The sequence below is a fragment of the Fimbriimonas ginsengisoli Gsoil 348 genome (genome assembly GCF_000724625.1).
In the GTDB taxonomy this organism is placed as follows: domain Bacteria; phylum Armatimonadota; class Fimbriimonadia; order Fimbriimonadales; family Fimbriimonadaceae; genus Fimbriimonas; species Fimbriimonas ginsengisoli.
Map to the genome: position 1 here is coordinate 3,290,073 of NZ_CP007139.1, position 12,380 is coordinate 3,302,452.

Below are 12,380 nucleotides of genomic sequence, written 5' to 3' on the forward strand. Positions count from 1 at the left end.
CCTTCCGTAGCCCCGGCGTCCAGCCGATGCTCCCACCGGGCCGTAGCGCGGAAAGAGTATCCCCTAAGCCCCGCCCTCTTCGCCGTTCTTACTTCGAGCGGACCATAAAGAGCGCAACCGCGCACAACGTTGCGGCGGCGGCGTAAAGCACCCACACGGTTTGGCGCTGGCTAAGTCCTTTTCCAAGCAGTGTGTGGTGCAGGTGGCGTTTGTCGGCCTGGGTAATCGGCTCGCCGCTCATCAGCCGCCGGGTGATCACGAAGAAGGCGTCGAAGATCGGAACTCCGAAGACAAGTACGGGCAGAAGCAGCGATACCGCCGCCGCGGTCTTAAACGCGCCGACGATGCTGATGCACGCCAACATGAACCCAAGGACGTAGGCGCCCCCGGTTCCCATGATGATCTTGGCTGGGTTGTAGTTGTGCTTGAGGAATCCGATCGCCGAACCGGCGATCGTCGCGGCAACGATGGCGACCCGCGGTTGTCCCGAATAGGCGGCGATCAGCACCAAGGTGCCGGCGGAAATCGCCGCGATGCCGGCGGCAAGGCCGTCTACCCCGTCGATCGTATCCATCGTCTTCGTCACCACGAAGATGTAGAAAGCCGTGAGGGGAATGGCCAGCGCGCCGAGAGCGATGTACTGTCCCGGGGTCGAGAGCGGGATACCCAGCGTGTTAATCTGGACCCGCGCCATGCCGATCGGATCGTAGAACAATTGAACGGCGACGCCGGCGAGGAGAAGCAATAGCGCCTGGATCTTGGCTTTGTACTGATACAGGTCATCCAGCGCGCCGATGCCGACCAGACCTCCGGAAATCACGAGCATCGCGATTAGGTAAGGGGGGAACGGGATGGAGGGATTGGCAAACGGTAGAACCGCGATCAAGGCGATGAGAATGCCCGCGTAGATGGCGATGCCACCCCAACGCGGCAGCGGCTCCTTATGGATCCGGCGGTCGTCGCGATTGGGATCGTCGATCGCGCCTTTGTGGATCGCCAGGTTCCGCACGTGTGGAGTTAGAACCCAACTTACCGCCAAGGCGATCGCCCCGGCCAGCAACGGATAGCGGAGCCCCTTTGGCAGGGCATCAGAAATCGTGGCCAACGTGAGGAGACTCATGCACCGAGCTCCACGCGTTCAAGCACTCCCTCGCGGTACCTCATCACTTCCATGTGTGCGTCCCGGAACAGTTCCTTTGAAAACTCGTCGGGGTAGTCACCTTCATATATGACGCGAACAATCCCCGCATTGATAAGCATCTTCGCGCATTTGTTACAGGGTTGGCAAGTAACGTAGATGGTCGATCCCTCGCAAGCCGTGCCGATCTTCGCCGCCTGTAGCAGCGCGTTTTCTTCGGCATGAAGCGCGCGGATGCAGTGGCCGGCGGCCATACAACCCACTGGCCAGTCCGTCGTTGGGCCTAGTTCGGGGCAGTGCGGCAGTCCTCGGGGCGCACCGTTGTATCCGGTGCAGAGGATTCGCTTGTCGCGAACGAGCACGGCGCCCACGCTTCGCCGAGGACACGTAGCCCGGGTCTTCACGAGGTGGGCGATCTGCATGAAATAGACGTCCCAACTCGGGCGATCCTGCATACCTCCTAGATTATGACCGGGAGGACGGGCGGTTCGGATTTCCGGGGCGCACCTCCGCAATTCTCGTGGGTAGGGTTTCCGCTACCATTAGGTGTCTCGGACCACCCAGCATGCGAATTGCGATCGACGCCCGCCATTTGAGCGACTTCCATACCAGCAATCGCACCTACTGGCGCGAACTGGTCGTCGCCATGGCCAGTGAGATCAATGGAGACGAACTGCTGTTGGTGACCGACCGGCCGATCGCCTCCGGAGTACTCCCGCCGGGCTTACCCGTACGCGAGGTGGTTGTGAAAGCGCCGAGCAGCCGTCTTTGGAGCCTCTTTCACTTTCCCCGCGCGTGTCGCCGCCTAGGCGCGGATCTCGCCCACATGCAGTACACGGTCTCGCCGTTGTTCCGCATCCCGACGGCGACGACGATTCACGACGTCAGCTTTTTTATTGATCCGTCGTGGTTCGGGATGAAGGACCGGGTCTTGCTTCAAGCATCGGTTCCGGCTTCGGCACGGCGCGCGGGGGTGGTGATCACGGTGTCGGAAACCTGCCGTCAGGAATCGATCCGATACTTGCACGTTCCCGCCGAGAAGGTGGTAAGCACACCTCTCGGCATGCCGAGCTACATTGCCCCGGTCGATCGTGAGGCGGCCATAGCGCACGTTCGCGGGCGGCTGGGCTTCGATTCGCCCTTCGTTCTCGCGGTCGGGGTGCTGCAACCGCGTAAGAACTGGCGGTTGGTGATGCGGTCGGTCGCAATGGCGCGACAACTTGGCTCGGACCTTCAGCTCGTCATCGTGGGCCGGACGCGGGACGACGGGGAGGAGATCGACAGGGAGATCGAATCGCTGAATGGCCGTGACTGGATCCACCTCGCGGGAGGAGTTCCGGACGAGGAGATCTCTTACTACTATTCCGCCGCCGAGGCGCTCATTCATCCCAGCTACCACGAGGGATTCGGCCTAACGCCCCTGGAGGCATTCGGATGCGGGTTGCCGGTAATTGCTTCCGACCGTGGGGCGATACCGGAAGTGACCGGAGACGCGGCGATTCTGCTGCCCCCGACGGAGCCGGAGCCCTGGGCGCGGGCGATTATCGAAGTTACGACGACGGACCGTGGAACCGAATTGCGTTCTGAAGGCCGTGTGCGGGCGTCGCGATTCACGTGGGCGTCGACTGCGAGGAAGACCCGAGACGCGTATCGTCTGGCGTTACAGTAGCCTCGGCGTCCCCGCCGATGAAGCCGGTCGTAGCGTCGGCGCCCTCGCCGATGATCCGCCGCACATAACGCGAAGCGTTGTAGCCGCAGGTTGGCTCGTACCTGCGCGACAGACCCCCACCGGTCCACATGTTCGATCAATAGACGAAACATTCTCGCGCAGGTACGAGCCAACCTGCGGCTACACGTCCTTCGGATGTAGGGAGGCATCGCTATATTGTGACTCTCGGCGCCTCGCGGACTGACACGGACTCGACTTCGAAAAACTCGGCTTTGGTGTGGCCGCCGGCAAGCAGCGAGCCGGGGAATTGTTCGATGGCGATGTTGTAGTCGCGGACGTTGGCGTTGAAGAAGCGGCGGGAGGCGGCGATGCGGTCTTCCGTGTTGGAGAGCTCGCGCTGAAGCTCCAGGAAATTCGCATTCGAGCGGAGCTCCGGGTACGCCTCTACGCGCGCCAGCATGCCGTTCACGCTCTGCACGAGCGCATTCTCGTCGCGGGCGTTGCCGCCGGATTGCAGCGCCTGGTTGCGGGCGTTGACTACTCGCTCGAAAACGTCGCGCTCATGGGCGGCGTAGGCGCGGCAGGTCTCGACCAGGTTCGGGATCAGGTCGTACCGCCGCTTGAGCTGAACGTCCACCTGCGCCCAAGACTCGCGAACCAGGTTCTTCAGCCGGGTGAGCCGATTGATCGTTCCGACCACCCACATGAGGATGAGGAGGGCGAAAACGACGATGCCAATGATGATCGCTTCCATCTTTAGGGTGACGTTTAGTCTAGCGGACCTCGCCACTGAGGCGTGAATCCGTGGTCCTGGCGGTAGTAGTCGGGGATCAAGCCGATGAAGCCGCGGATCTCCTGAAACGCGAGCATCGCGTCGCCGGGGGTGAAGGCGCCGGATTGGACGATCATGACGTAGATCCCACCCATTTGCCAGTGCCGGACGGGCTTCGACATAAGGAACTCGATGGCGCGCGGGTGGAGCAAATCGTACGCCGCCTTGCTGTCCGCGCTTCGAACAAAGTAGCGCCTGTTGAACTCCTCGAGCTCGAAGTTCAACTCTTGCATTCCGAGCTTGGCGCCGATTCGATGAAAGACGTTTTCAGGGGTTAGGGAGAGCCCGGGAAAGGCGATCGGCACCCGGGCCGCCACCACGCCAAAGCTGTGGGTAGTCGTGCTCGTTTTCCCTTCGCTGTCGGTCGTTTCGGTCTTATAGCTGTAATCGAAGAGATACCAATCTGCACCGTCGCGAGTACCGATGAGGAGGTTGGCCACGTCGGGTGAATGCCCCTCGCCGAAGGGGTGGAAACCGAGGAATCGCTGTAGGAAGATCGCGTCGGCGCTGGGGCCGAACATTCCGGCCATAGAGTCGAAGAACCCGGATCTCGGGGGTTCCGCCATCCCCTCCGGCATGTACTGGAAACCCAGGCTCTGGGCGAGACCGAAGAACGCTTCTCGGCGCTTCTTCGCCGCGATCGAGGCGAACACCGCGATCACGATCACCAGCACGATGACGCCGACGAAGATCAGTTCCATGGTTCCGAAGTGCAGGACGGGCCAGCCGGCTCATTCGTTGCGCCTCCTCCACGTAGCTTCGACACGCGCAGTGACGGACAGCGGGGTGCCGCTGTCCGTCGGTGGTGCTGGTCGTAATGGCACTTTCTACCGGATGGCGAAGGTTCCGTAGTTCAGGATCCCATCCGATCCGATGACGGGCAAGGTCTGGGTGTTACCAATGTCGAGGCTCCACTTAACGCTTCCATCGAGCTTGTTCAGAGCATAAATGAGGGTGTCCGCCTTGGCGTAGACCGTCCCTTCGGAAGCAATACCGAAAGCGGAAGTTTTCGTTCCCAGATGTACGTGCCACCTCTCGGCTCCATTGGTGGGGTTGATGGCGTAAAGGTTAGTGGCCCCGATGTAGACGGTACCGTCGGGACCGATGAGAGGCCACCGGGAGAGGGCGGTAAACGACTTCTCAAGGTAGCTCCACAGCTTGGCTCCGTCTTGATTGGCGAGCCGGTAGAGAACGCCAGTGTTCATCTGGATGTAGACACTGCCGTCGAAGCCGATGGAAGGGGCCTGGGTAGGGCCGCCGAGCGGGTTGCTCCACTTGATGGAGCCGTCCAGCGGGTAGAGAGCGTCTACGGTACCGTCGGCTAGCGCTACGTAAACGGTGCCGTCCCGTCCCACGCTCGGTTGTTTAGGAGCGCCTCCCGGGGTTCCGAGTAGCTTCTTCCAAAGGAGAGCGCCGGTCTGGCCGTCGAGCGCCACCACCACCGATTCGTCGAAGCCTAGGTCGTTAGGGCCATGCCCGGCGAGGTAGACGGTTCCACTTGGGCCTACCACCGGACTGGTGAGAGTGCTGAGCCCGAGACCGGGGAGACCTATTCGCCACCGCTCCGCTCCCGACTGGCAGTTCATCGCATAGATGATCTGGTCGCTACAAACGAAGATCGATCCGTCGATTCCCATCACGGGCATAGAGTCGTACTGGGCTGGGAAAGTACGGCCCCATTGGACATTGCCGTCTTGAGCGGTGGAGCCGATGAGGTCGAAGTTCCAACGCCACTTTCGGATCCCGAACACCCGCCCGTACTTGGATAGCCCGAACACGAATTGCGGCTGGGTCGGCGACGAACCAGGCGTTCCCCAAGCGATCTGACCGACCGCCGCGGGGCCAGTGGCGAGACCGGTGTGTTGCGGATTGCCGCCGGGGCAAGACCAGTCGCTCAATCCTTGTGCCAATACGTCGAGCCGATTAACGAACTCTTGGCCCCCTCCCCTAGCAGTGATCGTCGCGGCGTCCGAGGCATCGATTCCGGATGTTCGAATGCGGAAGCGCGCTTCGTAGGCTCCCTCCGGCACGGTAACCGTGGGAGGAACCGATGCGAAGATCTTGTCACTGCTCAGGGCAATGGTTACTCCTCCCACTGGAGCCTGGATATCAAGGCCGATGGTGCCCGTTACGTCGCTGCCGGAGATCGGCTGATTGGTGTCTACGATGAAAAACGCAACCGACTGGGTCACCACGTTGAGCACGGTTGAGCGGGTAACCGCTCCGAGGGTGGCGGTCAAGGTGGCTTTCACGTCGGCGCCCACGAGGTCGGTATAGATGGCGAAGGTTACGGAAGTCTCACCCGTGCGAACCTTGACCGTTGAGGGGGGCTTCGCCGCACTCTGGTCGCTGGCGACCGTCACCGTGAGCCCTCCGATAGGGGCGGGTCCCGAAAGGGTGACCGTTCCGGTGGAAACCTGAATACCTTTCACTGTCGCCGGCGTAGCCGAAATCGATTGAAGAACAGGAGCGCTCACCGTCAATGGAGCCGAAGCGACCGAGGTCGGCGTTTTGACCGTAATAGTGGTTAGCCGGTCAGTCGCGACCGCCAACGTCGGAACGGTAAACGTGACCTGGGTCGTTCCGGACGGGACAACTACGGTGTAGGGAGGATTGGCGGCGGCGTAGTCGCTGCTTCTCACTTGCACGGTGTATCCCGACGGCCCAGCCGTCCCGGCGAGCGTGATCGTCCCCTGAACGCTCGTTCCGCCTACTACCGAAGCAGAATCCAAGGTGAGTCCAGAGACGGTTGGCGCCATCACAAGGATGTTTCGCTGGCCGGTGGAACCGTTGACGCTTGCCGTGATCGTGGCTATCTGGTCAGTTGGAACGGCGCTCGTGTCGATGTTGAAGCTCGAATCCGTGCTTCCCGCCGCGACCGTGACGTTGGCGGGAACGCTCGCGAACGACTGATTGCTAGCGAGGTTGACGGTAACCCCTCCCGCGGGAGCGGGCCCGTTGAGCGAAACGGCTCCCACCGTGGTGGTCCCTCCTAAGATCCGAATTTGGGAGGCATAGAGGCCGCGAACCGCTGGGGCCTGGACGGTCAGTGGGGTCGAAACGGACCCACCCGCGGTCGCGGTGATCGTGGCGACGCTTTGAGCTCCGACTGGCGAGGTGAACAACTGGAACTTTGCCGAGGTTTGTCCTTTCACCACCCGCACCGGAGTAGAGGGTTGGACGAATGATTGGTCGCTTGTGACGGCTACGAGCACACCTGTATTTGCGATTGCCGGGGAAGCGAGGGTGACGATTCCGCGCACTTTGGAGCCACCGGTCACAGTTGACGGTTCTAGCACAATGCTCGACACACTCTGAGCCACGGCGACTGCTGCGAACACGCCCAGCAGAAACAAGCACAAGACAGCGCGTATCGTGAAAAGGGGCGATTTAGCGGCAAAGTTAGGGACCAGCATTTCTTCCTCGTCGACCGAGTCACATTGGGACACGTCTCCCAAAGGAAAGCTTAGGTTGGGTAGGCACTTTGAACAAGCCAGCCGTTTCTTGTCAGTGAATCCGATGACGGGGATAGGTCATCTTCCCAAGCTTTCCTTAGAAAGGAACACGCGGCTAGGGGGCAAACGGATGGCGGTAACGTAGTGTTATGTCCCCGATCGCTTTTGATCGTTACTACGGCTACGACGAATTGAGTGCGCTGTTGCACGACATCGCCGGGCAAAACCCGGAATTCGTGGAAGTATCGAGTATCGGCAAGAGCCACGAAGGGAGGGAGATTTGGCTTCTTACAATTACCGACGCCCGAAAGGGACCGGCGAGCGAGAAGCCGGCGTTCTGGTGCGACGGGAACATCCACGCCAGCGAGCTTAGCGCGAGCACGGCGGTCCTGAAGCTCGTTCAGAAACTGTTAGATCCGCCGCACGAGATTCTGACGACGCATACCTTCTATCTCGTGCCGCGCCTTAACCCGGATGGGGCGGAGTGGGCGATGGAGACGCCGCCGCGGCTCATCCGCTCGTCGACGAGGCCCTACCCGTACGATGAGGAAGACCCGTACGGCTTGGAGCCGAAGGATCTCGATGGCGACGGCCAGATCCTCCAAATGCGCATCAAAGATGCGAACGGCGCTTGGGCGATTAGCGAGGAAGAGCCGCGGCTCCTGCGCCGACGCGAGCCCACTGAGACAGGTGGGACCTACTACCGCCTTATGCAAGAGGGGATTCTCCACAACTTCGACGGTCTAACGATGCGGCCGAGAAACCGGAAGGAAGGACTGGACATGAACCGGAACTTCCCAAGCGCGTGGCGGCTGGAGCATGAGCAAGCTGGCTCGGGCCCCTTTCCGACCAGTGAACCGGAAATTAGGGCCGCCGTTCAAGCGGTGGTCGACCGCCCCAACATCTGCGGCGCGGTCACGTTCCACACCTACTCGGGCGTGCACCTGCGTCCGCCGAGCCGCATGCCGGACGACGATATTCCGGCCGAAGACTTGTGGGTGTACAAAACGATCGGCGACAAGGGTTTCGAGATGACCGGCTACCCGGCCATCAGCAACTATCACGAATTCCGATACCACCCGAAACAGGTGATTACGGGCGTTTTCGACGACTGGATGTACGAACATCGAGGGGTTTTCGCGTGGACCACCGAGATTTGGTCGCCGCAGCGGCAGGCGGGGATCACCGACTACAAATACATCGAGTGGTTCCGCACGCACCCGTTCTCGGACGACCTGAAGATGCTCAAATGGAGCGATGAGAAGTTGGATGGCAAGGGATACCTTCCTTGGCGAGAGTTCCACCATCCGCAGCTCGGCGCGGTCGAGCTTGGGGGATGGGATGCTTACTACGCCTTCCGAAATCCTCCACCCCAGTTTCTCGAAGCGGAAGTTTCGCCCCTGGCCGATTGGGTGATCTGGCAAGCCGCCTGCTCGCCGCGGCTGACGCTGCTCGACGCCCAAACCGAGGTGCTGGGCGAAGGAGCTTGGAAGCTGCGTGTGGCGGTACAAAACGTAGGGTGGTTACCGACGCACGTAACGAGCGTTGCCCAGCAGCGAAAGCTGTGCCGCGGCGTGGTTGCGGAGATAACGAAGGAAGGCGAGCCGGTGGATGGAGCCGGCGAGCGGTTGCCGGCCTGGCTCGCGGCCGGCGAGCTGCGAGAGGAAGGGGGCCAGCTAGCGGGCTGGAGCCATGTCACCGCGGGAGGGCAATTCTTCGGCGGCAGCGATTCCACCGACGACATCGCGGTTTTCGAGTGGGTGGTTCGCTTGCCTGGCGTTTATCACATCGCCGTCCGTCATGAGCGGGCGGGAACGGTTCGAGCCGAGTTGGGCGTGATGTAGGCCCCGTGAGCCCTCTTGCGAAACCTAAACCGGGTAAGTGGACCGTTTACTAGGCCATATCCGGGACTGTTGGCCGAATTCATGCCTACCGCCACAACAAAGCAACTCTTGCCCGCTGTTATAATCGCGCCATGGCCGACAAGATCCGCGTGGTGGTTACGGACGATGAAGCTCCTTATCGCAAGGCGCTCGAGAAGACACTGAACCTGATGCCCGATTGCGAAGTGGTCGCCGTTTGTAAGGATGGGCAAGAGGCGCTGGACGCCTGTCTTTCCGATCCGCCCGACGTTTTGCTCACCGACATCAACATGCCCCGAATGAGCGGCATCGAATTGACCCGCAAACTCCTCAAAAAGGAGAAGGACGTCAAGGTAGTCATTTTGACGGTGAAGGAAGACGACGACACCGTCTTCGAAGCATTCCGAGCCGGGGCTCTCGGCTACCTACTGAAGACCTCGACGCCCCAGGACGTGATCGAAGGGATCCGCCTCGCCGAAAAGGGAGAAGCCAAGATCACCCCTCGCATCGCGAGCAAAGTATTAGAGGACTTCCGCCGCGTCCGGGAGGAGGAAGAGATCGACGATTCGGAAATGTTCGTCCTGAGCGACCGGGAGCAGGAGATCTTGGACCTCGTGGCTCAAGGACTTCGAAACAAGGAAATCGCGTCCCGCCTCTGCATCGCGGAAAAGACGGTCAAGAACCACGTCAGCAACATCCTCAAGGCGCTCCAAGTCAACAGCCGGACGGAGGCCGCCATGAAGGCGGTCCGCTCGCGAATGGTCGACAAGACCTAGGGTCGATGAGCGACCCCCAGCCCGTCGTTTCCAAACCTAAGGGAACGATGGGTTGGCTCTGGCATCTGCTTTTGCTGGGGCTGTGCCTGGGAGTCCTAGCAAGCATTATCTTTCCCGTTTTCGCCTCGGCTCGCGTTGCTGCTACCAAGACTCGCTGTCTCTCAAATCTGAAGGAGTTGGCGGTCGCACAACTCCTTTACAGCGAGGACAATCAAGAGCAACGGCTGCCAGACGCAAATCGGTGGATGGACCTGACGAAGAGGTACATCAAGTCAGGACTGTCAACCACCTATCACTGCCCATCGGCCCCGGACGGCGAGTTTGGCTATGCCATGTCGAGTTCCTTAAACCGTAAGTCTGTGACCGAGATCGAGTCTCTTGCCAAGGAGATCTTAATCTTCGATTCAAAGAGAACGAACTGGAACGCCAGCGGTGATCCCAGGCGGGATTCCACGGAGCGCCATGGTTTCCCGAATGCCGCCTATGCGGATGGACACGCCGGGCGTCTGTTCCTGAAGTAAGTGATCTGGAGAGGCTTGTCCAGCCCACCCGGACCGGATTCCGACGACGAAGGGGAAGCCCCGTGGGCTTTAAAGTAAGCCTAGTTTGGATCCCACAAAGGATCAGTAGGGACCTCGATCGAACCTTCTTTACAGGGGCGGGCTGACCAATGCCAAGCAGTTTTTGCTCAGGCGAGGCCATACCGAATACAGACACAGAGACACAGAGGCACAGAGGCACAGAGACATGGAGTTCCTGACTTGTGGACTTGCCGGTGGGGCAAAGGTCGACCGCATCTATGTGCCTCTGTGTCTTCGTGTCTCTGTGTTAACTCACGACGGTAGGCTCGTTCGAAAAACTGTTTGGCATTAGGCGGACCGCCCCTGCCACGTTCTAACGACTATGGGGAACCCCTTCTTTGGGCTCACGCCTGACGCTTTAGTATTTCTTTTCGCTCGGCGGTGAAACTCCACCAGGGGCGGCGTTCTCCTGTCTCGGCGTAATGGACGGCGGACATGAAGGTGTCGAGGACGCAGGGGTCTTGGCGGGAGCCGGTGATCTGCTCCAACCGGCGGTAGAGCTCCATCGGTTCTTGTCCCCGCAGTTCCTCGGGCGTACGGAACCCCATCGAGACTAGGTCGCGGGCCATCGCCGGACCGATGTTGGGCATGGATTGAAGCGCTTTGAGGGCAGCGCGGTCGTCGGCCATTAACCATAGTGACGGGGTGAGAGCCGGGGCGGATTCAACGTAAGAAAACCCCTGCTTCGGCCTGAGAGATTCAGGCCGAAGCAGGGGTCCAAGTTTCGCTTCGTTATCCGAAGCTTAGTTGCAGCTCGGGTGAGCGCCGTCGGCGTCGGTCGTCCAGTAGCAGATGTTGCCCAGGACCGCCTTGTAGTCCAGCGACTTGGCATGGCCGTCGGCCCACTGAACGTTCAGCTTGCCGTTGTGCATCTGCTGGATCTTGGTCATCGCATCGGTGACCGTCATGTCGCCGCCGCGGGTGGCGTAGCCGGCGCTCCAATCGGAGTTTCCGAGGTTCTTCCAGTAGTTCTTATACTGGGTTCCCTGCGCATCGGCGTAGGCAACTTCCGAACCGTTCATCTTGCCCGTGTCGGCGATACCGGACTGGTTGGCCACGTCGGGAGCGGCGCCGTAATAGTTGGCATCCACGATCATGATCGTGCTCGCCACGCGGGGAATGCTGCCCATGTTCACCGTCTGAGCGGTTCCGCCGCCGAATGGCACGCCCGGGCTGAGGTAGACGTCGTTGTGACCGTAGCTGTTCTGGCCACCGTAGTTCATACCCTTGGCGCCAGGGGCGTTGAAGTACTGGGTGGTCTTACCGGTCGGATAGAACGGGGTCTTGGCCGGGTTGGCGAAGAGGTTGTAGTTCTTGGCGTACGGCTGGAGCATGAAGACCCAGTAGTATCGCTTGATCGAGTCGGAGTCGAAGTTAGCTGCTTCGGGGCGAACGTTGCCGCTGCCGTCGAAGTAGTCGGGGCATGGAATGGTCGCGGCGCCCGTTCCGGTGTTGTCGCAGTTCCATCGGTGGCCATAAAGGACGTCGTCGTAGTCGCCGACATACAGCATGGTCGAGGTGCCGATCTGCTTGAGATTCGAAAGGTCCTGGGTCTTCTTCGCGGCCGCCTTGGCCTGGGCGAAGACGGGGAACAGGATGGCCGCCAGGATCGCGATGATCGCGATAACGACGAGGAGCTCGATGAGGGTGAATGCTCGTTTCATGATTGCTTTTCCGTTCGCACCCCAAAGCCTTGGGGCAGAGTTCTGGACCCCATAAGTGTTTAGCTCGATTGCTAAGGGACGGTTACCGTCTCATTAACAGAGGGTGAAGGTTTGTTTAAGAGACGCGCCAAAGGACCTTTAAAGAAAAAATATTTCTCTTGGCGGTTGTTAAGGACGTCCTATCGCTTTCCAGGCCAATCGAATCGGAAATGAGACGCTCATCGTGGTCCAACTGAAAGTTATCCAGGAAATTTTGTTTCTGGGGAGGTTCGCTATCTTCCCGGCCAACGCTTTTCACACTCTTAATCACCCGGGCGCATTTCTGCTCATCGTGATCGCCGCCTGGCCGATTGTGAAAAGTTGAGACTATAATAAAGGCGTCATGAATCCGCGCGCCGACCAC

Annotated in this window: 12 protein-coding genes; 5 read left to right on the plus strand and 7 right to left on the minus strand. The window is 60.2% G+C overall.

Annotated features, from left to right (window positions below):
- Positions 1–88: 88 nt before the first annotated feature.
- A complete protein-coding gene (locus tag OP10G_RS14855) occupies positions 89–1,120 on the minus strand; it encodes a glycosyltransferase family 4 protein (protein WP_025229647.1) in 1,032 nt (343 codons plus the stop codon).
- A complete protein-coding gene (locus OP10G_RS14860; protein ID WP_025229646.1) occupies positions 1,117–1,593 on the minus strand; it encodes a deoxycytidylate deaminase in 477 nt (158 codons plus the stop codon). Before OP10G_RS14860 ends, OP10G_RS14855 begins: the two co-directional genes overlap by 4 nt.
- Before the next feature lie 110 nt (positions 1,594–1,703).
- Here OP10G_RS14860 and OP10G_RS14865 point away from each other — a divergent pair, with 110 nt between their 5' ends.
- Positions 1,704–2,807 (plus strand): glycosyltransferase family 4 protein, encoded by a 1,104-nt coding sequence (locus tag OP10G_RS14865; protein WP_025229645.1) that lies wholly within the window; start codon positions 1,704–1,706, stop codon positions 2,805–2,807.
- A gap of 211 nt (positions 2,808–3,018) precedes the next feature.
- Here the strand turns inward: OP10G_RS14865 and OP10G_RS14870 are convergent, their stop codons facing one another.
- The 3 genes from OP10G_RS14870 to OP10G_RS14880 form a co-directional block, all read right to left on the minus strand.
- Entirely contained in the window at positions 3,019–3,561 is a 543-nt protein-coding gene (locus OP10G_RS14870) for a LemA family protein (protein ID WP_025229644.1), read from the minus strand.
- Between the two features lie 14 nt (positions 3,562–3,575).
- Positions 3,576–4,340, minus strand: coding sequence for a hypothetical protein (locus OP10G_RS14875; RefSeq protein ID WP_025229643.1), 765 nt, complete (start codon positions 4,338–4,340; stop codon positions 3,576–3,578).
- 126 nt (positions 4,341–4,466) lie between these two features.
- Positions 4,467–6,920: an outer membrane protein assembly factor BamB family protein gene (locus OP10G_RS14880; protein ID WP_038473185.1), complete on the minus strand. Its 2,454-nt coding sequence runs from the start codon at positions 6,918–6,920 to the stop codon at positions 4,467–4,469.
- Positions 6,921–7,243: 323 nt separating this feature from the next.
- Between OP10G_RS14880 and OP10G_RS14885 the strand changes: the two genes are divergently transcribed.
- The 3 genes from OP10G_RS14885 (at position 7,244) to OP10G_RS14895 (ending at position 10,253) form a co-directional block, all read left to right on the plus strand.
- Positions 7,244–8,938 (plus strand): M14 family metallopeptidase, encoded by a 1,695-nt coding sequence (locus tag OP10G_RS14885; RefSeq protein WP_025229641.1) that lies wholly within the window; start codon positions 7,244–7,246, stop codon positions 8,936–8,938.
- Positions 8,939–9,069: 131 nt separating this feature from the next.
- Entirely contained in the window at positions 9,070–9,732 is a 663-nt protein-coding gene (locus tag OP10G_RS14890; RefSeq protein ID WP_025229640.1) for a response regulator, read from the plus strand.
- Between the two features lie 5 nt (positions 9,733–9,737).
- Positions 9,738–10,253 (plus strand): hypothetical protein, encoded by a 516-nt coding sequence (locus OP10G_RS14895; protein WP_025229639.1) that lies wholly within the window; start codon positions 9,738–9,740, stop codon positions 10,251–10,253.
- A 404-nt stretch (positions 10,254–10,657) separates the two neighbouring features.
- Here OP10G_RS14895 and OP10G_RS14900 read toward each other — a convergent pair whose 3' ends face one another.
- Together OP10G_RS14900 and OP10G_RS14905 are read right to left on the minus strand one after the other, a co-directional pair.
- Complete coding sequence (locus OP10G_RS14900) at positions 10,658–10,942, minus strand: helix-hairpin-helix domain-containing protein (protein WP_025229638.1); 285 nt, start codon at positions 10,940–10,942, stop codon at positions 10,658–10,660.
- Positions 10,943–11,056: 114 nt separating this feature from the next.
- Positions 11,057–11,977 (minus strand): prepilin-type N-terminal cleavage/methylation domain-containing protein, encoded by a 921-nt coding sequence (locus tag OP10G_RS14905; RefSeq protein ID WP_025229637.1) that lies wholly within the window; start codon positions 11,975–11,977, stop codon positions 11,057–11,059.
- Positions 11,978–12,158: 181 nt separating this feature from the next.
- On the opposite strand from OP10G_RS14905, the gene OP10G_RS27930 reads away from it, so the two are divergent.
- A complete protein-coding gene (locus OP10G_RS27930) occupies positions 12,159–12,341 on the plus strand; it encodes a DMT family protein (RefSeq protein ID WP_144241367.1) in 183 nt (60 codons plus the stop codon).
- Positions 12,342–12,380: the final 39 nt, after the last annotated feature.

Bases quoted from the DNA above. Each gene is read 5' to 3' on its own strand.
- OP10G_RS14855 (WP_025229647.1), bottom strand. From the start codon at position 1,120: ATGAGTCTCCTCACGTTGGCCACGATTTCTGATGCCCTGCCAAAGGGG.
- OP10G_RS14860 (WP_025229646.1), bottom strand. From the start codon at position 1,593: ATGCAGGATCGCCCGAGTTGGGACGTCTATTTCATGCAGATCGCCCAC.
- OP10G_RS14865 (WP_025229645.1), top strand. From the start codon at position 1,704: ATGCGAATTGCGATCGACGCCCGCCATTTGAGCGACTTCCATACCAGC.
- OP10G_RS14870 (WP_025229644.1), bottom strand. From the start codon at position 3,561: ATGGAAGCGATCATCATTGGCATCGTCGTTTTCGCCCTCCTCATCCTC.
- OP10G_RS14875 (WP_025229643.1), bottom strand. From the start codon at position 4,340: ATGGAACTGATCTTCGTCGGCGTCATCGTGCTGGTGATCGTGATCGCG.
- OP10G_RS14885 (WP_025229641.1), top strand. From the start codon at position 7,244: ATGTCCCCGATCGCTTTTGATCGTTACTACGGCTACGACGAATTGAGT.
- OP10G_RS14890 (WP_025229640.1), top strand. From the start codon at position 9,070: ATGGCCGACAAGATCCGCGTGGTGGTTACGGACGATGAAGCTCCTTAT.
- OP10G_RS14895 (WP_025229639.1), top strand. From the start codon at position 9,738: ATGAGCGACCCCCAGCCCGTCGTTTCCAAACCTAAGGGAACGATGGGT.
- OP10G_RS14900 (WP_025229638.1), bottom strand. From the start codon at position 10,942: ATGGCCGACGACCGCGCTGCCCTCAAAGCGCTTCAATCCATGCCCAAC.
- OP10G_RS14905 (WP_025229637.1), bottom strand. From the start codon at position 11,977: ATGAAACGAGCATTCACCCTCATCGAGCTCCTCGTCGTTATCGCGATC.